At 50.1% G+C, this 22,326-nt stretch carries 23 protein-coding genes and 2 tRNA genes; 11 read left to right on the top strand and 14 right to left on the bottom strand.

The window, feature by feature from the left end; translation table 11 throughout:
• Window position 1: 1 nt before the first annotated feature.
• A complete protein-coding gene (gene tdk, locus CRO19_RS18675; protein WP_097097179.1) occupies window positions 2–616 on the bottom strand; it encodes a thymidine kinase in 615 nt (204 codons plus the stop codon).
• Between the two features lie 413 nt (window positions 617–1,029).
• Between tdk and hns the strand changes: the two genes are divergently transcribed.
• Window positions 1,030–1,437: a histone-like nucleoid-structuring protein H-NS gene (hns, locus tag CRO19_RS18670; RefSeq protein ID WP_097097178.1), complete on the top strand. Its 408-nt coding sequence runs from the start codon at window positions 1,030–1,032 to the stop codon at window positions 1,435–1,437.
• Window positions 1,438–1,533: 96 nt separating this feature from the next.
• Here the strand turns inward: hns and CRO19_RS18665 are convergent, their stop codons facing one another.
• The 5 genes from CRO19_RS18665 to rssA form a co-directional block, all read right to left on the bottom strand.
• Entirely contained in the window at window positions 1,534–2,541 is a 1,008-nt protein-coding gene (locus CRO19_RS18665; protein WP_097097177.1) for an NAD-dependent epimerase, read from the bottom strand.
• Window positions 2,542–2,555: 14 nt separating this feature from the next.
• A complete protein-coding gene (locus CRO19_RS18660; RefSeq protein WP_097097176.1) occupies window positions 2,556–3,899 on the bottom strand; it encodes a UDP-glucose dehydrogenase family protein in 1,344 nt (447 codons plus the stop codon).
• Between the two features lie 23 nt (window positions 3,900–3,922).
• Window positions 3,923–4,831: a UTP--glucose-1-phosphate uridylyltransferase GalU gene (gene galU / locus CRO19_RS18655; protein WP_007892362.1), complete on the bottom strand. Its 909-nt coding sequence runs from the start codon at window positions 4,829–4,831 to the stop codon at window positions 3,923–3,925.
• A gap of 193 nt (window positions 4,832–5,024) precedes the next feature.
• Complete coding sequence (gene rssB, locus CRO19_RS18650) at window positions 5,025–6,041, bottom strand: two-component system response regulator RssB (protein ID WP_097097175.1); 1,017 nt, start codon at window positions 6,039–6,041, stop codon at window positions 5,025–5,027.
• Between the two features lie 102 nt (window positions 6,042–6,143).
• On the bottom strand, window positions 6,144–7,049 hold the full coding sequence (rssA, locus tag CRO19_RS18645) for a patatin-like phospholipase RssA (protein WP_097097174.1): 906 nt from the start codon (window positions 7,047–7,049) through the stop codon (window positions 6,144–6,146).
• Between the two features lie 96 nt (window positions 7,050–7,145).
• Here rssA and CRO19_RS18640 point away from each other — a divergent pair, with 96 nt between their 5' ends.
• The 5 genes from CRO19_RS18640 (at window position 7,146) to xthA (ending at window position 9,785) form a co-directional block, all read left to right on the top strand.
• Complete coding sequence (locus tag CRO19_RS18640; RefSeq protein ID WP_097097173.1) at window positions 7,146–7,601, top strand: YchJ family protein; 456 nt, start codon at window positions 7,146–7,148, stop codon at window positions 7,599–7,601.
• A gap of 57 nt (window positions 7,602–7,658) precedes the next feature.
• Window positions 7,659–8,507 (top strand): formyltetrahydrofolate deformylase, encoded by an 849-nt coding sequence (gene purU, locus CRO19_RS18635; RefSeq protein ID WP_097097172.1) that lies wholly within the window; start codon window positions 7,659–7,661, stop codon window positions 8,505–8,507.
• 144 nt (window positions 8,508–8,651) lie between these two features.
• Window positions 8,652–8,736: transfer RNA gene (locus CRO19_RS18630), tRNA-Tyr, on the top strand.
• Window positions 8,737–8,775: 39 nt separating this feature from the next.
• A tRNA-Tyr gene (locus CRO19_RS18625) sits at window positions 8,776–8,860 on the top strand.
• A 118-nt stretch (window positions 8,861–8,978) separates the two neighbouring features.
• Entirely contained in the window at window positions 8,979–9,785 is an 807-nt protein-coding gene (xthA, locus tag CRO19_RS18620; protein ID WP_097097171.1) for an exodeoxyribonuclease III, read from the top strand.
• A gap of 33 nt (window positions 9,786–9,818) precedes the next feature.
• Here xthA and CRO19_RS18615 read toward each other — a convergent pair whose 3' ends face one another.
• The 4 genes from CRO19_RS18615 to CRO19_RS18600 form a co-directional block, all read right to left on the bottom strand.
• Window positions 9,819–10,115, bottom strand: coding sequence for a YnjH family protein (locus tag CRO19_RS18615; RefSeq protein WP_097097170.1), 297 nt, complete (start codon window positions 10,113–10,115; stop codon window positions 9,819–9,821).
• Window positions 10,115–12,037: a DNA topoisomerase III gene (locus tag CRO19_RS18610; RefSeq protein ID WP_097097169.1), complete on the bottom strand. Its 1,923-nt coding sequence runs from the start codon at window positions 12,035–12,037 to the stop codon at window positions 10,115–10,117. Before CRO19_RS18610 ends, CRO19_RS18615 begins: the two co-directional genes overlap by 1 nt.
• Before the next feature lie 21 nt (window positions 12,038–12,058).
• A complete protein-coding gene (gene selD, locus CRO19_RS18605; RefSeq protein ID WP_097097168.1) occupies window positions 12,059–13,102 on the bottom strand; it encodes a selenide, water dikinase SelD in 1,044 nt (347 codons plus the stop codon).
• A 153-nt stretch (window positions 13,103–13,255) separates the two neighbouring features.
• The gene (locus CRO19_RS18600; protein ID WP_097097167.1) at window positions 13,256–13,807 is read right to left on the bottom strand and encodes an NAD(P)H nitroreductase; all 552 of its coding nucleotides are present in this window, start codon (window positions 13,805–13,807) and stop codon (window positions 13,256–13,258) included.
• 169 nt (window positions 13,808–13,976) lie between these two features.
• On the opposite strand from CRO19_RS18600, the gene sppA reads away from it, so the two are divergent.
• From sppA to pncA, 3 genes are all read left to right on the top strand, one after another.
• On the top strand, window positions 13,977–15,836 hold the full coding sequence (sppA, locus tag CRO19_RS18595; RefSeq protein ID WP_097097166.1) for a signal peptide peptidase SppA: 1,860 nt from the start codon (window positions 13,977–13,979) through the stop codon (window positions 15,834–15,836).
• An 85-nt stretch (window positions 15,837–15,921) separates the two neighbouring features.
• The gene (gene ansA, locus CRO19_RS18590; protein WP_097097165.1) at window positions 15,922–16,935 is read left to right on the top strand and encodes an asparaginase; all 1,014 of its coding nucleotides are present in this window, start codon (window positions 15,922–15,924) and stop codon (window positions 16,933–16,935) included.
• Between the two features lie 15 nt (window positions 16,936–16,950).
• Window positions 16,951–17,559, top strand: coding sequence for a bifunctional nicotinamidase/pyrazinamidase (gene pncA / locus CRO19_RS18585; protein WP_097097164.1), 609 nt, complete (start codon window positions 16,951–16,953; stop codon window positions 17,557–17,559).
• Between the two features lie 35 nt (window positions 17,560–17,594).
• Here pncA and CRO19_RS18580 read toward each other — a convergent pair whose 3' ends face one another.
• Window positions 17,595–17,876: a YeaC family protein gene (locus tag CRO19_RS18580; protein WP_097097163.1), complete on the bottom strand. Its 282-nt coding sequence runs from the start codon at window positions 17,874–17,876 to the stop codon at window positions 17,595–17,597.
• 2 nt (window positions 17,877–17,878) lie between these two features.
• A complete protein-coding gene (gene msrB, locus CRO19_RS18575) occupies window positions 17,879–18,289 on the bottom strand; it encodes a peptide-methionine (R)-S-oxide reductase MsrB (RefSeq protein WP_097097162.1) in 411 nt (136 codons plus the stop codon).
• A gap of 338 nt (window positions 18,290–18,627) precedes the next feature.
• Between msrB and gapA the strand changes: the two genes are divergently transcribed.
• On the top strand, window positions 18,628–19,626 hold the full coding sequence (gene gapA / locus CRO19_RS18570; protein ID WP_007889697.1) for a glyceraldehyde-3-phosphate dehydrogenase: 999 nt from the start codon (window positions 18,628–18,630) through the stop codon (window positions 19,624–19,626).
• Between the two features lie 74 nt (window positions 19,627–19,700).
• A complete protein-coding gene (locus CRO19_RS18565; protein WP_097097161.1) occupies window positions 19,701–20,573 on the top strand; it encodes a D-hexose-6-phosphate mutarotase in 873 nt (290 codons plus the stop codon).
• Window positions 20,574–20,585: 12 nt separating this feature from the next.
• On the opposite strand, the gene CRO19_RS18560 is transcribed toward CRO19_RS18565, so the two are convergent.
• Entirely contained in the window at window positions 20,586–21,434 is an 849-nt protein-coding gene (locus CRO19_RS18560; protein ID WP_097097160.1) for an aldo/keto reductase, read from the bottom strand.
• Between the two features lie 83 nt (window positions 21,435–21,517).
• The gene (locus CRO19_RS18555; protein ID WP_097097159.1) at window positions 21,518–22,267 is read right to left on the bottom strand and encodes a MipA/OmpV family protein; all 750 of its coding nucleotides are present in this window, start codon (window positions 22,265–22,267) and stop codon (window positions 21,518–21,520) included.
• Window positions 22,268–22,326: the final 59 nt, after the last annotated feature.

The raw sequence follows: 22,326 nt of genomic DNA, 5'->3' as shown, positions 1-22,326 counted from the left end.
CCTACGGTTGTTGTGTCCCATATATCGCTCTTAATGAGCCTTCATCAATAGCTTGTTTATAATGTTTGCGGCACACAGAGATATAACGTTCATTGCCACCAATTACGACCTGCTCCCCCTCACTGAAAGGCTTTCCGTTGGCATCGAGGCGTAACACCATGCTAGCTTTACGGCCACAGTGACAGATGGTTTTTAGCTCGACAAGTTTATCAGCCCAAGCCAGTAAATATTGGCTGCCAATAAATAGCTCACCGCGGAAGTCCGTGCGTAAGCCGTAGCACAATACGGGAATATCCAGATTATCTACTACATTAGACAATGCCCTAACCTGTTCTCGCGTGAGGAACTGGCTTTCATCGACCAGCACGCAATGCACGGGTTGCTTAGCATGCTCGTTGGCTATTTCCTGATCCAGTTGCGTGTTAGCGTTATATAAAAAAGCCGGAGACGATAGTCCGATGCGTGAACTGACCTTGCCGGCACCAAAGCGATCATCAATTTCTGCGGTATAAACCAGTGAACGCATACCGCGCTCATGGTAATTATAGGAAGATTGTAGTAGAGCCGTTGATTTACCTGCATTCATCGCAGAGTAATAAAAATAAAGTTGGGCCATTAGAAGGATCTCATCGCAACCTATATTCGTTGCGCCGCAGTTTACCATAAAGTTGTAAAGCTGTAGCGATGCATTATTTTTATCATCTGCTCAATTTAACAACAGCAACACACTCTTTAGATGTCTACATTACGAACATAGCACAATTTGATAAAGTAGTTCATGCGCTAATATTTGATTCATTACTATTACCACTGACGTGAAGGAATTCACGGAATGCCAAGCATACCGTACAAAATCACTACCAAAGAAAGTTACAAAACGCGTAAATATATTTTGCGCAGCGTTCAAAACCCACCTCTATTTTTTAATTTACGTTTTGCTTTTAAATCTGGCTATTGCAGTTATTTTTTTGCACCACTATTATGAGTTGGCAGAACCACTCCCATTTATTATATTTTGAGATTAGGACAATGAGCGAAGCACTTAAAATTCTTAATAATATCCGTACATTGCGCGCACAAGCTCGTGAATGCTCTCTGGAAACATTAGAAGAGATGCTGGAAAAGCTCGAAGTTGTGGTCAACGAGCGTCGTGAAGAAGATTCCCATGCACAAGCGGAAAATGCAGAACGTAATCGCAAACTGGAACAATATCGTGAGATGTTGATTGCGGATGGCATCGATCCAAATGAGCTATTGCAGGCTTTATCTGAAACGAAAGCACCGGGTAAAACCAAGCGTGCTGCTCGTCCAGCTAAATATTCCTATGTTGATGAGAACGGTGACAACCGCACGTGGACCGGTCAGGGACGTACGCCTGCTGTGATTAAAAAAGCTATTGAAGAACAAGGTAAAAAACTGGACGATTTCCTGCTGTAATCTCTCCAGTGCTTCGAATTGTGATTAGTGAAGAGCGCGTTCACTTTACACCAGATAAGAAAAAGGAAGCCAAAGGCTTCCTTTTTTCATAGAGATTTATTGTTGATAGAAGCTTCGGTACCAATCAACAAAATTTTTGACACCCTGCTCTACGCCGGTTTGCGGACGGAAATTAATCGCCTCATAAAGCGGTTGCGTATCAGCACTGGTACTCAACACATCGCCAGGCTGCATTGGCAGCATATTTTTCTTTGCCTCAATTCCCAGCGCTTTTTCCAGCGATTCAATATATGTCATTAAACTGACTGGCTGGCTATTACCAATGTTGTAAACACGATAAGGCGCAGAACTGCTTGCCGGTGAGCCTGCTTCTACAGTCCAGGCTTCATCTGGCTGCGGGATAACATCCTGCAATCTAACAATCGCTTCGGCTATATCATCAATATAGGTAAAGTCGCGGGTCATTTGCCCATTGTTATAAACATCAATTTTCTCACCTGCTAACATCGCACGCGTAAATTTGAAAAGTGCCATATCTGGGCGTCCCCATGGACCATAAACAGTGAAAAAACGTAATCCAGTGGTTGGCAATTGATAGAGATGCGAATAAGTATGCGACATCAACTCGTTAGCTTTTTTTGTGGCCGCATACAGTGAAACAGGATGGTCAACGGAGTCATCCGTTGAAAAAGGCATTTTGCGGTTCAGACCATAAACTGAACTGGATGAGGCATATAGCAAGTGGCCAATTTTATGATGGCGACAGCCCTCAAGAATATTGAGGTGACCGATTAAATTAGCATCGGCATAAGCGTGGGGATTTTCAATTGAATAACGTACGCCAGCCTGCGCGCCTAAGTGAATTACACGCTCAAATTTGTGTTCTGCGAACAAAGAAGAAATGGCCTGGCGATCCGCCAGGTCCATTTTTACGAATATAAAATTGGGATGTGTAGCATTCTGATCTAAACGGGCCTGCTTAAGGCTGACATCATAGTAGTCATTCAGGTTATCGATACCGACAACCTGGTGACCCACTGCCAGCAAGCGCTGGCTGACGTGAAATCCAATAAAACCTGCCGCGCCGGTGACCAGAAACTTCATACATCCCTCATTATTTATTCTACGATTTGAATAGACGCTCCGCGGCCGATTGCATAGTACGTAAAGCCGCGCTTGTTGATACGCTCTGGATCATACAGGTTACGACCATCAAAAATCACGGGTTGTTTTAACGCGGTTTTGATGACATCGAAATCTGGTGCACGGAAGTTTTGCCATTCGGTGCAAATCACTAAGCCATCTGCTCCCTGTAGCGCAGCTTCCTTGGTGCCCATCAATTTCAGGTCATCACGATGGCCGTAAACGCGCTGAGCTTCATCCATCGCTTCCGGGTCAAATGCCTGAACTGTTGCGCCAGCTTCCCATAACGTTTCCATCAGCACACGGCTGGATGCTTCACGCATGTCATCCGTGTTAGGTTTGAACGCCAGTCCCCACAGAGCAAACGTTTTGCCGCGCAGATCGTCGCCAAAATGGCGCTTAATGAAAGTCGGCAGTTTGTTCTTCTGCGAGTCGTTAACGTCCTCAACGGCCTGCAGCAGGCGTGGAGTGTAACCGATTGATTCAGCAGTGCGAATCAGCGCCTGAACGTCTTTCGGGAAACACGAACCGCCATAGCCACAGCCAGGATAGATGAAGTGATAGCCGATACGTGAATCAGAACCAATCCCCTGACGCACTTTCTCAACGTCGGCTCCCAGACGCTCAGCCAGGTTTGAGATCTCATTCATAAAGCTGATTTTGGTGGCCAACATACAGTTCGCCGCGTACTTCGTCAGCTCTGCACTGCGGATATCCATCAAGATCATACGATCGTGGTTACGATTGAACGGCTCGTAAAGTTCACGCAGCAATTCAACAACTTCATCGTTGTCAGTACCAACCACGATGCGCTCCGGACGCATACAGTCATTAACTGCAGCACCTTCTTTGAGGAATTCCGGGTTAGAAACCACGTCAAAAGCAATATTTACATCGCGTTTCTGCAGGGTTTCAGTCATTACCGCACGAACCCGATCCGCAGTACCGACGGGCACAGTGGATTTGTCGATAACGACTTTATGATCGTTCATGTGCTGTGCAATGGTGCGCGCAACTGCGGTCACATATTTCAGATCGGCAGAGCCATCTTCATCGGGAGGCGTACCCACAGCGATGAATTGCATTACACCATGATTTACGCCCTCTTCCGCATTGGTGCTGAACTTCAGGCGACCAGACTCATAGTTTGACATTACGAGCGGCGTCAGGCCCGGTTCAAAGATCGGAATATGACCTTTCTTCAAGTTTTCGACTTTCTTTTCGTCGACATCAATACAGAGAACGTCATGTCCGACTTCGGCTAACACCGCAGCCTGAACCAGACCGACATAGCCGATACCAAATACAGTGACTTTCATTGAATTATCCTGTGTTTATTGAGTTACTTTTTATTGCCTACTGCGCCTTCAAGCCATTGGGTGAAATCTTTACCCAACACTGGATGACGAACGCCGTACTCAACAAAAGCCTGCATGTAACCCAGTTTGTTACCGCAGTCATGGCTTACACCGTTCAGGTGATAGGCTTCTACCGTCTCTTTTTCCATCAGCATAGCAATGGAGTCGGTCAACTGAACTTCGCCACCCGCACCTGGAGGTGTTTTAGCCAGCAGCGGCCAGATATCAGCAGATAACACATAGCGTCCAACCACAGCCAGGTTTGACGGGGCTTCAGAAGCTTTTGGCTTCTCAACGACGCCAACCATTGGTGCGCTCTGGCCTGGGGCAAGATCGGCACCCTGGCAGTCAACCACACCATAAGCGGTGACATCCGCAACCGGCTCAACCATGATCTGGCTACGACCACTCTCTTCATAACGAGTCAGCATCTCTGCCAGGTTGTCTTTGGTTGGATCAGATTCGTATTCATCAATGATTACGTCGGGCAGGATAACGGCGAAAGGTTCATCACCAATCAGTGGATGTGCACACATCACCGCGTGGCCCAAACCTTTAGCAATGCCCTGACGAACCTGCATGATGGTGACATGCGGTGGGCAGATAGATTGGATCTCATCCAACAGTTGGCGCTTAACACGTTTTTCCAGCATTGATTCCAATTCAAAACTGGTATCAAAGTGGTTTTCAATGGCGTTTTTAGAAGAGTGTGTAACCAGCACAATCTCATTAATGCCTGCTGCAATGCACTCATTCACGACATACTGGATCAACGGCTTATCGACAAGCGGTAACATCTCTTTTGGAATAGCTTTCGTCGCAGGCAGCATACGCGTACCAAGACCTGCAACAGGGATTACCGCTTTTTTTACTTTAGTCTTATAGGCAGACATCTAAATACCTCTCTTAATAGGCCGTTCAAGTTAATACTTGATATGTCGGTTTAAAAACGAAATGAGTATACCAGTTACTATCAGACGGATTTATCCTGGATGGAGTTAATCCGCGGAATTTAAGACTATTACCCAAGTGTAAAGCCTGCCCCTGGTCCTGTCTTCAACCCGCGAAAAATTTTAATCCGATGGGTTATTCTTCCGCTGATAGCATCAGGCGAAGCCTCCCACCGGCGCCCCAGATATGACACTGCCAGGCATCGGCACGTTGGCTGATTTGGTTGAGATGTGTGCTACCCATAGTACCAAGCGGCACACCATTACTGAGTTGAATTTGATGAGTATTAATATGCAACGTCGCATTAAGCCCAGCTGAAACCAGAATCAGATTCTTGAGCTGACGATGATAATAGCCAACTAATAGCGGGAATTGTCCGCTCAAATTGGCCTGCCGCAGCAACATGTTAACCTGACGTAATAATCCATTAAGCTCTGGCAATCGCTGTTTCTGACCGGATAATTGTTCCTGTAGCAAGCCATTAAATAACGCCCGCAATAAAAGTGCGGCCAGAACCCCGTTGTCACCTGCCCTGGTAACATCAAGACAGTAGAAAGCAAGATCGTTATCAGACAGTGCCGCAATATCCAGCACTAAACCCGGCTGTTCTGCCATCGTCAACTGACGGTAGTTAATGCGGCAATTGGCGATCGTTTGCTGCACGGGTGGTTGCAACTGTTTTAGCAGCTTGGAGGCGGCAAGAGGATCGCTGACTAACGCATCCCAATCCTGGAAAAGCTGCTCGTCCTCCTCGACTTTCGACGTGAACATCGAGGGATAAAGGCACTCAAAAACCGCCTCTCTGAAGCGTTCAAGGTTTTTTAGCGGCTTAAGGAGCACATCTTGTACCCCCAGTCGCAGCACATGGGCAATGTCGGCCATATTTTGCGTTGCCGAGATAATCAGTATGGGGACGTTATTGCCGCGGCTGCGAATACGCTCAACAAACGGAATGCCGCCCATACGCGGCATTTCAAGATCGCAGACAACCAAATCCACCGACTGCGCGGATAATAGTGTTAAGCCATCGAGACCATCACCTGCTGCTAATGTGCTGGCGCCCAAGTTGGTCAATAAGTTGTCAATTAATGAACGGAAAACGACCTCATCTTCGACAATGAGAATCTTTTTGCCGATTAGCGGTTTCTCCATTCTCTCCCCCTGCGTACCAGATAATTCAATAGTGGTTCATAAAATGCAGTTGCGCCTTTCAGAATTGGCTGAAGTAGCAACACCTGTGAATGAACAACCTGACTATCTGCTACGGACCAGCGGTAATAGTTCATCCATTTTTTTCTCAACGGCGGCCTTGCCAGCCGCGATGGCTTCTTCTGCACGATGAAAGTCCAATGTGGAAATTTGAGGACAAAACGGCTGAATCAGCACATCCGGCGGGTCGCCCGCCATGCGGTTACGTTTCAGGCGATTTTCCAGTACCTGGATGGACGTAGACATAATCTCCATCGCACCCGGCGTTTGAGTAGCTCGGCGTTGCGTCAAACCCACAATGCGCTGACGCAATTTTTTTCCCCAACTCAGCGCTTCAACTGCCGCCGCTTCTTCACCGCTTTGCGGTGTCACTGAAAGTAAATCTTGCTGCATCAGGTGTGCGTCATGCTGGAGATCCACAGCAATAACGATGTCGGCACCCAGCGCGCGGGTTAATGAGATGGGTACGGGATTCACTACTGCACCATCCACCAACCAATATCCATTGTAAGCGATAGGTGGTAGTAAGCCTGGCATACTACAGGACGCACGCACAGCTTGATGTAAATCTCCCTCCGTTAACCACACCTCTCTTCCCGTACTGAGATTGGTTGCCACAACGCCAAAAGGTTTATCGCATCCATCAATTAACTCGTTTGGGATGAGTTGCCGGATATGGCTAAAAACCCGATCCCCCCGCAGCAACCCACCGCGCTGCCACGAGAGATCCATTAGACGGATGACATCCCAATAGCGGAATGCGCTCACCCATTTTTCCATCACACCCAGCCGGCCATTCACATAGGCTGAGCCAACCAACGCGCCGACGGAACAACCCGCCACAACATCGATTTCAATGCCTGCTCGTTCTAACGCATTAATAACACCAATGTGTGCCCAACCTTTAGCGGCACCTGAACCCAGTGCCAGCCCGATCCTTACTTTTCTCATCTCACCTCGTGATTGGCTTGTTGCGTAGCATCACGCCTGACAGTCGGCTACCATAGCGCACGCTTTAATTTACTTTAATCACTTCCAGGAGATGACGTGTCTGAAAAGTGCCCTTGCTGCAGCGGAAAGGAGTATAGCTTATGTTGTCAGCCCTTTCTGATTGGACAAGCGAACCCATTAAGTGCTGAGCAATTAATGCGCTCACGCTACACCGCCTATGTTGTTAAAAATGCTGCCTGGCTGGCTGCAACCTGGCACTCCAGTAAACGGGTGGCGGATCTCGAGACGTTATTATCCGAAAGTTTTTCCGGTACTGAATGGCTGGGCTTGAATGTAACTTGTTGTAATCAAGGAAGCCATGAGAATGAAGCCTTCGTAACGTTTTTTGCGCGATACCTCGAAAAAGGCCGTACTTCGGCGATCTATGAATGTTCACGCTTTCTTCGCGAGGATCAACGCTGGTACTATGTAGACGGAACAACACCTGAGTTGGGACGTAACGATCGCTGTCCTTGTGGCTCCGATAAAAAATACAAAAAATGTTGTGGCTAATCTGGACAGATACACAACGGCTTTACCATTCATCGCTTTGACAGGACTCTGATCGAGATGCAAGCGCAAACCATCCAACGAAAAGTATTACGTACCATTTGCCCAGATGCGAAAGGTCTAATCGCCAAAATTACTAATATTTGCTACAAGCACGAGCTCAATATTGTGCAAAATAATGAGTTCGTCGATCATCGTACCGGGCGCTTTTTCATGCGCACTGAGCTGGAAGGTATTTTCAACGACAACACCTTGCTGGCCGATCTTGATGGCGCACTGCCAGCAGGATCAGTGCGTGAATTACAGAGCGCAGGCCGTCGTCGTGTTGTCATTCTGGTCACCAAAGAGGCACATTGCCTGGGCGATTTGCTGATGAAAAGCGCTTTTGGCGGTCTTGATATGGAGATTGCGGCGGTCATTGGTAACCATGAAACGCTGCGCTCGTTGGTCGAACGCTTCGACATTCCGTTTGTGATGGTGAGTCATGAAGGCCACACGCGCGAAGAACACGATAACCGTATGGCAGACGAAATTGACCGCTATCAGCCGGATTACGTGGTGCTGGCCAAATACATGCGCGTATTAACACCGGCCTTCGTGCAGCGCTACCCTAATCAGATCATCAATATTCACCACTCCTTCTTGCCGGCTTTCATCGGCGCACGTCCGTATCATCAGGCGTATGAGCGCGGCGTGAAAATCATCGGCGCAACCGCGCACTATGTGAACGATAACCTTGATGAAGGTCCAATCATCATGCAGGACGTTATCAACGTCGATCACAGCTATACCGCAGAAGAGATGATGCGTGCTGGACGTGATGTAGAGAAGAATGTATTGAGTCGTGCACTGTATAAAGTGCTGGGTCAGCGCGTGTTCGTTTACGGTAACCGCACGATCATTCTTTAACCGCTTTGGCGCTGAACTGCACAACTCTTCAGCGCCACGCATAAAAAGTGGGCAAACGATTTTTATTTTCAGTGACGGTGCTTTACAGGCTGAGCGCATTTGGTATGATGCGCCCCGCTTTAAGAGGCAATGATTCAGGCCAGTGGTGGGATTCCCGAGCGGCCAAAGGGAGCAGACTGTAAATCTGCCGTCACAGACTTCGAAGGTTCGAATCCTTCTCCCACCACCATCTGAATCGTCTCCCTGAAGCCACAATATGCACATCCCTGGTGGGATTCCCGAGCGGCCAAAGGGAGCAGACTGTAAATCTGCCGTCACAGACTTCGAAGGTTCGAATCCTTCTCCCACCACCATCCAATGTCTTCCCTCCCTTTCGCTTTACTTGTTGATTTCTCCCGCTACGCACCATGACTTTTGCCGAAAAACTCGTTACCATCCCGACACTCTTTTGCGGATAGAAATGGCAGCGAAATGAAATTTGTCTCCTTCAACATCAACGGTTTGCGCGCACGCCCGCACCAATTAGAAGCATTAGTTGAACAGCATCAGCCAGATGTCATCGGCTTGCAGGAAACCAAAGTGCATGACGATATGTTCCCGCTCGAAGACGTTAGCAAACTGGGCTATCACGTGTTCTATCATGGGCAAAAAGGACATTATGGTGTCGCGCTGCTGACTAAAGCTCAACCAATTACCGTGAGTCGTGGTTTCCCAGGTGATGACGAAGAAGCACAGCGTCGTTTGATCATGGCGGAAATACCGAGTTCTATCGGTAATATTACCGTAATCAATGGTTATTTCCCTCAGGGTGAAAGTCGCGACCATCCGACCAAATTCCCGGCCAAAGAGAAGTTCTACCGCGATTTGCAAAACTATCTTGAGCAGCAGCTGGCCGTTGATAAACCGGTGTTAATCATGGGTGACATGAATATCAGCAGCACTGATTTTGACATCGGCATTGGTGAGGATAATCGCAAACGTTGGCTGCGTACCGGGAAGTGTTCGTTCCTGCCAGAAGAGCGGGAATGGATGGATCGCTTACTGCAGTGGGGGCTGGTTGATACCTGGCGCGATAAATTCCCAGCAACCAACGACCGTTTCTCATGGTTTGATTACCGTTCAAAAGGCTTCGATGATAACCGTGGACTGCGCATTGACTTGCTGTTAGCGAGCCAACCGTTGGCCTCGCGCTGTGTTGATAGTGGCATTGATTACGACATTCGCAGTATGGAAAAGCCGTCGGATCACGCACCGGTTTGGTCAACATTCAAGCTGTGATACAGCAGCGTGGCGTTTTTACGCCACGCGCTTTTATTTGATGATCTTCCAGATAAGCGGATTGGTGCCTATCGCTTTCTCATCACGTCCGCACTGCAGTAATACACCTTCCGCCTTTACTACCGCCCCTTCTGAATAGCTGCGGTTCTCATAGGTACAGCATTGCATGCAGTTGCTTTGCCGATTATTTTGTCCCTGTGTCCAGACTTCTGGCGGCATATCTACCACGACATCGGTATTTCCCATTCGATTATTTTCCGGCTGGCGATTAGCCAGCGCGGCAGTGCTGCATAACAGCAGTCCACTGAGCAATATCATTACATTCCGCATCACTCTGTCTCCTTGGTTTTGCGACGAGCCGTTTTCGGTTTGGCTTTCTTTTTTGGGCCAGGCGCTGTCAATCCGCGAAAGGCCTGTAACGAGGGACGCTGGCGCGCTTCACCAATCAGCCCAATCAAGGTGCTGACCAGCGGCTGCATAAACTCATCATATCGGCAGGCTTTTTCACTGATGCGTGTCAGTGTGGACTCCCATTGCGCCGTCATATCCGGACGGGCAGCCATTTCAGGCAACGCATGAATCAGCGCCCTACCAGCCTCCGTTGAATGAATATAGCGTCCCTTTTTTACCAGGAAAGTGCGGCGGAACAGTAATTCTATAATGCCTGCACGCGTAGCTTCCGTACCTAAACCATCGGTCGCACGCAGAACTTTCTTTAATTCTTTATCCTGAACAAAACGCGCTATGCCTGTCATTGCCGATAACAAGGTCGCATCGGTGAACGGACGCGGTGGCTGCGTTTGCTTTGCCAGCACTTCACCACGCTCACACAGCAGTTCATCGCCTTTGCTGACTACCGGCAGCGGCGTGCCATCGTTCTCTTCATCACGTTCTTTGCTGCCCAACAGTGCACGCCAACCTGCCTCAGCCAGAAAGCGTGCTTTGGCAATGAATTTTCCTCCGCCGATGTCGAGATCGATAACGCATTTGCGAAAGATCGCATCCGGACAAAACTGCATAAGATACTGACGCGCGATTAACCCATAAATGCTGGCTTCATTTTCCGTAAGATTCACTTTGCTGGCGCGAGCGGTGGGGATAATCGCGTGGTGAGCATCCACTTTTTTATCGTCCCAGCAGCGATTCTTCTGGTCAGGATTAAAATCAGCGGGTGGCGTTAAATTGGGCTGATGTGCCTGTATGGCGTTCAATACCGCATGACGCCCGGCAAAGTGCTCATCAGGCAGATAGCGGCTGTCAGATCGCGGATAAGTGATCAGCTTGTGAGTCTCATACAGCCGCTGGCAGCAATCTAATACGGTCTGCGCGCTGAGCCCGAAACGCTTACCTGCTTCAATTTGCAGGCCTGAAAGTGAAAACGGCAGCGGCGCAGTATCCGATTCGCGCTTATCGTTATAGCCGGTGACCAGCGCAGGTTTGCCGTTAATACGCTCCAGCACGTGATCCGCCAGCGGTCGATGTAACAATCGCCCCTCTTCATCCTGCCAGGGCTCACAGGCATCACTCGGCACCCAGCTGGCAACAAAGCGTTCGTCTTTTGGCGTGACGATGTGTGCTTTGACTTCGAAGTAATCCTTCGGGATAAAGTTCTCAATCTCTTCATCGCGACGCACCACCAGGCCCAGCACCGGCGTTTGTACACGCCCGACTGACAGCACGCCATCGTAACCGGCATTACGCCCCAGCAAGGTCCATGCGCGGGTCATATTGATGCCATACAACCAGTCGGCACGTGCGCGCGCCAATGCCGACACGCACAACGGAATAAATTCACGGTTCTCACGCAAGCGCCCGACGGCACGTTCTACTGCCGAAGGATTGAGGTCGTTAATCAGGCAACGCTGTACCGTTTGGCGTTTTTCTGGCGCGAGTTGCAGGTAATCCAGCACCTCATCCACCAGCAGTTGGCCTTCACGGTCGGGGTCTCCCGCATGCACCACAACGCTGGCTTGCTGCAGCAATCCTTCGATCACTTTCAGCTGCTTCGCTACCGAAGGACGCGGCTGTAAGCGCCACTTATCAGGAATGATCGGCAGATCGGCCAGATTCCAGCGCGCATAGCGGCTGTCGTAACTATCGGGCTGCGCCTGCTCCAACAGGTGCCCAACACACCAGGTCACAACCTGGCCATTCCCGCAGGCAATATAACCATCACCACGACGATGCGGTTTCGGCAACACGTCGGCAATCGCACGCGCTAAGCTAGGTTTTTCAGCAATAAACAAACGCATGGATGGCGTCGTTCCTTAACATCAGGTAATTACGGTAATCAGAGGATGATCTGCGTTGGCGGCAAACAACTCGCCTATTAGCGCGGCAGTGACACCTGCTTCTGTCGCGCAGCGCTGAAACTCTTCTACGGCGTCATGTTGAACCGCGACTAACAGACCGCCGGAAGTTTGCGGATCGCAAAGCAGTGCGCGTGTTGCATCATCAAGAGGAGAAATAGATGCACCGTAGCTGGCAAAATTACGGCTGGTGCCACCCGGTACCGCACCCGCAGCGATGTAGTCATCTACGCCCGCCAGTCGCGGCACATTCTTTGCTATCAGCTCAGCACGCAGCCCTGAACCCTGGCAGATTTCACTCAAATGCCCCAGCAAGCCAAAACCCGTCACATCGGTCATGGCACTGACGCCATCAAGTTTGGCAAAGTCTGCGCCGGCGTTGTTGAGCTGGCACATCACCTCAGCCGCTAAGGATTGATGCTCTGAACGCAACAGGCCTTTTTTCTCAGCGGTAGTCAGAATGCCAATCCCTAACGGCTTGGTAAGGAATAGCTGACATCCTGCCTGTGCCGCACTGTTCTTTTTCACTCTTGCCACATCAACAATGCCGGTAACGGCCAGACCAAAGATAGGTTCTGGCGCATCAATCGAATGACCACCAGCCAGCGCGATTCCCGCGGCCTGACAAGCGGCGCGGCCACCTTCGACCACCTGTTGCGCCACCTCCGGACTCAGCACATTCACGGGCCAGCCTAGAATGGCGATCGCCATGATCGGTTTCCCGCCCATGGCATAGATATCGCTGATGGCATTGGTGGCGGCGATACGGCCAAAGGTAAAGGGATCGTCGACGATCGGCATAAAGAAATCCGTGGTGCTGACCACCGCTGTACCATTGCCAAGATCGTACACTGCGGCATCATCACGCGTTTCATTACCGACCAGCAGTTGCGGATCGTGAAATGGGCTCAGCTCACTGTGGAGAATGGTTTCCAATACCTGCGGCGAAATTTTGCAGCCGCATCCAGCACCATGGCTGTACTGCGTTAAACGGAGTGATTCACTCATGGCGAGGTCCTTATGCGCTAAACAGAAGGCGCTATGTTAGCCTGGCTGCAAGCTGGTGGTAAGTGCTGCGCGGCCTAACCTCGATCTTTCGCACAGGCTGTGTGCAATCTCTGTAACAGCGCATAACGTGCCGCATAAACTCGCCGCTGTCTGTCAGAAATAACTGACAAACCGTGCAGTGTCAGGCGCCACAACCGTGGTGTTGGCTTTCAACTGCGGCGTACCCAGATAGAGAAAACCAACAATCGCATCCTGCTCACGGCAGCTAAACGCTTCACGAACGAGTGGATGATCGGTCCATGGCCCGCTACGCCAGATGCCGTTAAAGCCTTGCGCGACAGCAGCCATCTGCATCGCCATTACCGCGCAACTGGCAGAGGCCAACTGTTCCCAATGCGGTACTTTGGCATTCTCTTCACAATGCGCCACTACAGTGATGATCATCGGCGCGCGGAATGGCGCCGAAGCCGCTTTGTCGATGGCTTTTTGCTCTAAGTTGCTATCGCGTGCGGCTTGTTCCAGCACGTTGCTAAAGCGATCGCGCCCTTCATTTTCAACAATAATGAAGCGCCATGGCTGCAGCGTGCCGTGATCCGGCGCGCGCATGGCGGCGTGCAGAATATTTTGCAGGGCTTCACCCGTTGGAGCCGGTTCTGCCAGGCGTGAGGCCGAGCGACGATTCACTAATAAATCCAATGCATCCATTATTCTTCTCCCATGAATAAAAAGCGTGGCCTAATCCTGGCACAGCACGATCTTTTGTAACAGTCTGGCGCTATTTCCTGCTGACTTTTCGCACGCCGCTCTTTAGGATGAACGCGACATCGGGGCTGACCGCGTGCTGGCTGCCCTGTTACGTGAATATGGAGAGTTTATGCGCACACTGTGGCGAATTATTTCCGGTCTGTTCCGCTGGAGCTGGCGGGTACTGAATTTTATTCGGGAATTTATTCTTAATTTATTTCTTATTGTATTGATTCTGGCAGGCGTCGGGATTTGGATGCAAGTTTCCAGTTCAAGCAGTAATGAACCGGTCCAGCAAGGTGCACTGAAAATCGATCTGAGCGGTGTTCTGGTCGACAAACCTTCCGTCAGTAATCGTCTAAGCCGCATCAGCCGCCAGCTGTTGGGCGCGAATAGCGATCGTTTGCAGGAAAACTCTCTGTTTGATGTGGTTGATGCGATCCGCCAGGCGAAGACGGATAAAAACATCACTGGCATCGTGCTTGAACTGCGTGACTTTGCCGGCGGCGATCAGCCTTCCCTGCAATATGTTGGTAAAGCGCTGCGTGAATTCCGCGATGCTGGCAAACCGATTTATGCTGTGGGCGATAGCTATAGCCAGGCACAATATTATATTGCCAGCTACGCCAACAAAGTTTATCTCTCGCCGCAAGGTACGGTGGATCTGCACGGTTTTGCCACCAATGGCCTTTATTACAAAACGCTGCTGGATAAATTAAAAGTCAGTTCACATGTTTTCCGCGTCGGAACCTATAAATCTGCCGTTGAGCCATTCCTGCGCGACGATATGTCACCCGAAGCGCGCGATGCCGACGGTCGCTGGGTTGGTCAGCTTTGGCAGAACTACCTGAATACGGTGGCGGCTAATCGCCAGATCACAACCGACCAATTGTTCCCAGGCGCAGCGGGCATTATTAGCGGCCTGCAAGCCGTTCAGGGCGATTCAGCGAAATATGCGCTGAACAATAAGTTAGTGGATGTACTTGATACGCGCGCAGCCGCCGATCAGGAGCTGGTCAAAACCTTTGGCTGGGATAAAGCGAATAACGATTATCGCAGCGTGAGCATCTACGACTATACCGTTAAACAACCGCCTCAGAATCAGGATGGCAACATTGCTGTTATCCTCGCCAGCGGCGCCATTATGGACGGTGAAGAGAGTGCCGGAAATGTCGGTGGTGATACCACTGCGTCTCAAATTCGTGATGCGCGACTCGATCCAAAAATCAAAGCCATCGTACTGCGCGTCAATAGTCCTGGCGGCAGCGTTACCGCCTCCGAGGCAATACGTGAAGAGCTGGCTGCGGCGCACGACGCCGGTAAACCGGTGGTTGTTTCGATGGGCGGTATGGCGGCATCTGGCGGCTACTGGATTTCAACACCGGCGGATTACATTGTGGCGGCACCGAGCACCCTGACCGGTTCCATCGGTATCTTCGGGGTGATTAACACCGTTGAAAACAGCCTTAGCGCCATTGGCGTGCATACAGATGGTGTTGCCACCTCACCGCTGGCAGATATGGCCACGACTAAAGCGCTGCCGACTGAAGTACAACAGTTGATGCAGCTGACGATTGAGAATGGCTATCGTAATTTCGTTGGATTAGTGGCGGCATCACGCCATAAAACACCCGAGCAAATTAACGCCATTGCACAGGGCCACGTATGGACCGGAAGTGATGCCAAAGCCAATGGGCTGGTTGATGCGTTGGGCGACTTTGATGATGCCGTGGCAAAAGCCGCTGAGTTGGCTAAGGTCGGCAAACCACAGCTGAGCTGGTATCAGGATGATCCGGGTATGATTGATCTGCTGTTAAATCAGATGAACGCCTCGGTACAAGCCGTTTTACCCGCCGCCCTTAAGGTTTGGCTCCCTGCTCCAATGCTCGATGTGATGAGCGCTGTTAAAGAACAACCGGGATTGCTTAATAACCTTAACGATCCGCAAAACCGCTACGCTTTCTGCCTAAACTGCGGCAACGTACGCTAATCTTTACAGCCCGGCCGCTGGTCGGGCTGCTTTTCGTTGGCAATCCCCTTATACTGCGCGTTTTACGGCAAGTCTGAGCTTCTTCATGCAAAAGAAAAATATCTATGTGGCCTACACGGGCGGCACCATCGGGATGCAGCGTTCGGCGCAGGGCTATATTCCGGTATCCGGTCATCTCCAGCAGCAGCTAACTACGATGCCGGAGTTCCATCGACCTGAAATGCCCGATTTTACCATCCACGAATATCAGCCGCTGATGGACTCCTCGGATATGACGCCGCAGGATTGGCAATCGATTGCTAATGATATTAAGCAAAACTACGATCGCTATGATGGTTTTGTCATCCTGCATGGTACTGACACAATGGCCTTCACAGCGTCAGCCCTCTCATTCATGCTGGAGAACCTCGCCAAACCGGTCATTGTGACAGGTTCACAAATTCCATTGGCCGAATTGCGTTCTGACGGGCAACAAAATTTGCTCAATTCACTCTACGTTGCAGCAAATTATCCTATCAACGAAGTGGCCCTGTTCTTTAATAACACGCTGTTTCGTGGCAACCGAACCACCAAAGCGCACGCCGATGGCTTCAATGCCTTTGCTTCACCGAATCTGCCCCCCTTACTGGAAGCAGGGATTCATATAAAACGCCTGAATACGCCCGCAGCACCGCAAGGCCATGGTGAATTGATGGTGCACCCGATCACGCCGCAGCCGATTGGTGTTGTCACGATCTATCCCGGCATTTCTGCGGATGTGGTACGTAATTTCCTGCGTCAACCGGTGAAAGCGCTGATTTTGCGTTCTTATGGCGTGGGTAACGCACCACAGAACGCTGAATTCCTCGCAGAACTGCAGCAGGCCAGCGATCGTGGCATTGTCGTCGTGAACCTCACGCAATGTATGTCTGGCAAAGTGAATATGGGTGGTTATGCTACGGGTAATGCGTTAGAGCATGCCGGCGTCATCAGTGGTTTTGATCTCACGGTTGAAGCGACATTAACCAAACTGCATTTTTTGTTGAGCCAGAATCTTACCAGTTCGGAAATTCGTGCCAAAATGCAGCAGAATTTACGTGGCGAACTGACCGAAGATTAATACGGAGCGAAACTGATGAAACGGGCATTGATAATTATCGATATTCAAAACGATTTTTGCCCCGGCGGCCCAATGGCGGTTCGTGATGGTGATCAAACCGTGGCGGTAGCGAATCGCTTTGCGCGAGAGTTTCATGACCGGGGCGAGTGCGTCGTGGCATTGCAGGATTGGCATCCTGCCAATCATGGCAGTTTCGCCTCCATTTCAGGTGAACCCGTTTACACGCTAGGTGAGTTAAACGGATTAGCGCAAATCTGGTGGCCGGATCACGGCATTGAAAACACTCCTGGCGCGGATTTCCATCCTCAACTTGATCGCGCATTGATTGATGCGGTATTCCACAAAGGTGGTGATGTCGAAGTCGATAGCTACAGCGCTTTTTTCGATAACGGACATCGACGCAAAACAGAACTCGACAACTGGCTGCGTGAGCGAGGCATCAGCGATTTAGTGATGTTAGGTCTTGCTACCGATTACTGCGTCAAGTACAGCGTGCTGGATGCGTTAGAACTGGGCTACAACGTCGAGGTCGTTAAAGAAGGCTGCCGCGGTGTGAACCTGAATCCGGATGATAGCGATATTGCGTTCGCGCAGATGGAAGCGCAAGGTGCGGTATTAATCTGAAAATGTGGGCTGGAGCAACCAGCCCTTTTTTATTTTTAGTGCAGGTTGATGCGCGTGACATCGGGCTCGATACCGAAATCTTCTTTAAGCTGTTTCTTCGACTTCATCACCATATCCCCACCTTTACTGATGGTCATATGTTGTGGATCGTCATTGTGGCGTGCCTGCCACAGCATGACCAGCTGCAGGCAGTTATCTTTCTGCTCTTGCGTCAGCGCGACGCCGTCCGGCCATTTGCCCGTTTCAACTGCCGTAGATAAACGCGCATACACTTCCGGCGTCATTGCCGCCAGCATCGCTTCCAGTTCCTGTTTCATGCTTAACCCTCTTGCTGATTGCCCTGCTCATCAGTGAAATTCAACGAGGCGGAGTTTACGCAATAGCGCTCGCCGCTTGGTTGAGGGCCGTCCGGGAATACATGCCCAAGATGAGCATCGCAATTACCACAGCGAATTTCGACGCGGTGCATACCATGCGTATCGTCTTCCAGATAGCGAATAGCTTCATCACTATAAGGTTGATAGAAGCTTGGCCAGCCACAGCCTGAATCGTACTTCGTTTCGGAGAGGAACAGCGGCGAATTACAAACTAAGCAGTGGTAAATTCCTTCCTGCTTGTTGTGCAGCAACGCGCCCGAAAAAGGGGGCTCCGTTCCACGATGCTGAGTAACATAGCGCTGCATTTCGGATAGCTGCGCGATTTTTGCCTCGGGTGCGGTGTCTTTAGCCATTTTATCTTCCGGAGTGTCATTCTGAAAAAATCGACTAGTATTCTAACAAACGTACAACATCTATCGGGTCTTTTTTCGTGCTAACGCTTCTGACATCTCGGCAAGAGCACGATTTTGTGATGGGGATCACCCTTTGCAAAACTCATCCCTTTTCAGCCTGCATTCGGCGTAACATAGGCGCGCAATAAGGGTGCTGCGTAAGCGATTGCGCAACGAATTATTCCTGGTGTCGGAATTGACCTGTCGCAACAATTGACACGATTCCGCTTGACGCCTGGTAAGGTTTTTGTAATTTTACAGCCAACCTTTTATTCACTAACAAATAGCTGGTGGAATATATGACTATCAAAGTAGGTATCAACGGTTTTGGCCGTATCGGTCGCATCGTTTTCCGTGCTGCACAGCAGCGTTCTGACATCGAAATCGTCGCGATCAACGATCTGCTCGACGCCGATTACATGGCTTATATGCTGAAGTACGACTCTACTCACGGTCGTTTTGACGGCACTGTAGAAGTTAAAGACGGTGCGCTGATTGTTAACGGTAAGAAAATCCGTGTTACTGCTGAGAAAGACCCGGCTAACCTGAAGTGGGACGAAGTGGGTGTTGACGTTGTTGCTGAAGCGACCGGTATCTTCCTGACCGACGAAACTGCACGTAAACACATCACCGCTGGTGCGAAGAAAGTGGTTCTGACGGGTCCATCTAAAGACAGCACCCCAATGTTCGTGCGTGGCGCTAACTTTGACAAATATGCCGGCCAGGACATCGTTTCTAACGCATCTTGCACCACCAACTGCCTGGCGCCGCTGGCTAAAGTTATCAACGATAACTTCGGCATCGTTGAAGGTCTGATGACCACCGTTCATGCAACCACCGCAACGCAGAAAACTGTTGATGGCCCGTCTCATAAAGACTGGCGCGGCGGCCGCGGCGCAGCACAGAACATCATCCCATCTTCTACCGGTGCGGCTAAAGCAGTAGGCGTAGTTCTGCCAGAACTGAACGGCAAACTGACCGGTATGGCATTCCGCGTTCCAACGCCAAACGTGTCTGTTGTTGACCTGACTGTTCGCCTGGAAAAACCAGCGACCTACAAAGAAATTTGTGCAGTGATCAAAGCTGAGTCAGAAGGCAAAATGAAAGGCGTGTTGGGCTACATCGAAGATGACGTCGTTTCTACCGATTTCAACGGCGAAACTCTGACTTCAGTATTCGATGCTAAAGCGGGTATCGCTCTGAACGATAACTTTGTGAAACTGGTTTCCTGGTACGATAACGAAACAGGTTACTCACACAAAGTTCTGGACCTGATTGCACTGGTTGCTTCTAAGTAAGCAAAGCGGTGAAACAGACAAGGGGTGACTTCGGTCACCCCTTTTTTTCGACTGGATGAAGAGAAGGTCTGACAATGCAAGATACGCTATATACCCTTCCGGTAGTGAATCAAATCACCCCCTATCTGTCACAGCGTCAGCAAGGTGATTTACCGATTCTGGTGGTAAGCCATCCAAAAGTCCGCGCGGCCATTGCGCTGCAGGGCGCACATCTCCTTTCATGGCAGCCGAGTGGACAACAACCGGTAATTTGGCTCAGTGAAAAGACACCATTTACTGCCGGTAAAGCGATTCGTGGTGGCGTGCCGATCTGCTGGCCATGGTTTGGTCCAGCAGGCGAACCGGCGCATGGCTTCGCGCGCAATATGCCGTGGACGTTGACTGCGCATGACGAAAACGATGATGCCGTCATGCTGACTTTTACGCTGGAAAGCAACGCACAGACCAAAAAACTGTGGCCGCATGACTTTACTCTGCTCGCTCGCTTCCGCATCGCAGAGCACTGTGAAATTGAGCTGGAAGCATATGGTGACTATGAAGCGACAGCCGCGCTGCACAGCTATTTTCAGGTTGCCGATATTGCGCAAGTGGAAGTCAGTGGCTTAGGAAAGAGCTTTATCGATAAAGTTAACGATAATTCGATTGGGGAATCCGATGGCAAACAGACCTATCCCAATCGAGTGGATCGTGTCCATACTGCCGCAGATGATTGTAGTGTAATCCATGATAGAGCGGGTAAACGTCAGATTGAAGTTTATCACCATTATCAAAGTGACGTTGTCACGTGGAATCCCGGTCCTGAACTATCCTGCAGCATGGGCGACATGGCCAATGAGGGATATAAAACCATGGTATGTGTTGAAACGGCACGGATTAGTAAGCCATTAAAAAGTGCAGGTGAATCTCCTGCTCGCCTGAGCGCCACCCTTCGGGTCGTCAACAAATAAACTTCTGCAGGGCTATACGATATCCAGCGCTGTTTTACTCTGCGGCGCTGGAAACACCCCATCAATAATCGTGAGTTCTTCCTGACTGAGATGAATACTTAGCGCGGCAGCATTCTGTCGCACATGATCTTCACTGCTGGCTTTAGGGATCGCTAAAATACCCTCCATGCGAATGATCCACGCCAGCATTAATTGTGCCACGCTAATGCTCTTCTGTTGTGCAATTTGCTGCAGATGCGCATTCTCGAACAGCGCCTCTCTTAAGCGTCCCGCCTGCGCTAACGGACAATACGCCATGATTGGCATGCCACGGCGTTGGCATTCAGGCAGCAAATCATACTCAATGCCCCGGGAGGCTAAATGATAAAGCACCTGATTAGTTAAGCAGGCTTTGCCGCCTGGCTCATTCCACAGTTCCAGCATGTCGGCACTGTCGAAATTGGATACGCCCCAATGACGAATCTTACCTTGCTGCTGCAATGATTCCATCGCACGCAGGGTTTCTTCTAAAGGCACATTACCGCGCCAGTGTAATAGGTAGAGATCGAGGTAATCGGTTTGCAGACGGCGAAGACTGCGCTCGCAAGCCTCAATGGCATCAACTTCCCCGGCATTCCATGGATAAACTTTTGACACCAGCCAGGCTTGATTGCGACGCCCGCGCAGCGCTTCACCAACTACCTCCTCCGCACCCCCTTCGGCATACATCTCGGCGGTATCAATAACCTTTAATCCGAGTTCCAGCCCCGCCTGTAGCGCGGCAATTTCCTGACGGCGCTGAGCAACATTCTCGCCCATGTACCACGTTCCCTGCCCAATTGCAGGAATGGCGGCTTCGCCGGGAAACGTTATGGTTTTCATCACTCCTCCTCCGCTCCATTACGGGGCTCATTATTGGTGCAATGTAAGAAAAACGCCTCATTATGAGGCGTCCACTTTGCTTATCAGAAGGTATAACTAATGCCGGTCCAGAGGGTGAACTGCCCCTCTTTATTGACCATTGGACTGTCTTTAATTTCGCTGTCAAAGCGCGTATAGCGACCGGATAAGCTGGCATTCCAGCTATCAGTAATTTGATAGCTGGCGTTCATTTCCACATAAGGCGACCAACTGTCATCTGGGTGATATTCAGCGATGCCAGTACGGGTACTTTCGTGTGATGAAACACCATAGTAATAGCGGTTCTGATTGGCACTGTTCCATATCGCACCGATACCCGGCGTCAGACTTAATGCACCAAAATCGAAACGATAAAGATAGGTAAGATCCCACAGCATACCATTGCTGTTATTGAGTACATCGCCGAGCAGCGCAGTACGCACAATCCCCCAATCGGCGACGTGACGATAAGTAGCACCTGCCATCAGCGTCATGCGACGCTTATCGAGCGCTTTCATATCGCCTAAATCGTTATCTTTAGGATCATACTCCTGAGGCGAACCCAGTACGGTTAGCGAGAGCTGATTCTGTGGGTCTTTCCACAAGTAATAGCCGCCTTGCAGACTATGGAACCAGAAGTTTTCACCTTCATAATTAATCACAGGAATCGGCAGATAGCGGTCTTGTCCCCCCTTATAAGGAGACTGGGCATAAATGACCGAAGCCCCAAGAGTTAAGGTTTCTGCATGAGTGGCGAACGCCACAAAATAACAAGGAACAACAAGAGCAAGCGCTTTAAGTTTGAATTGGTTCACAATTTATTCAGTCCATTAATATAACAATCACACGTAGAGTCTAACCAAATTTTTGCTAT

Source organism: Candidatus Pantoea floridensis (assembly GCF_900215435.1).
Taxonomy (GTDB): Bacteria; Pseudomonadota; Gammaproteobacteria; order Enterobacterales; family Enterobacteriaceae; genus Pantoea; species Pantoea floridensis.
Note: the sequence above shows the minus strand (reverse complement) of the source record. Positions and strands in the feature narration are given on the sequence as shown.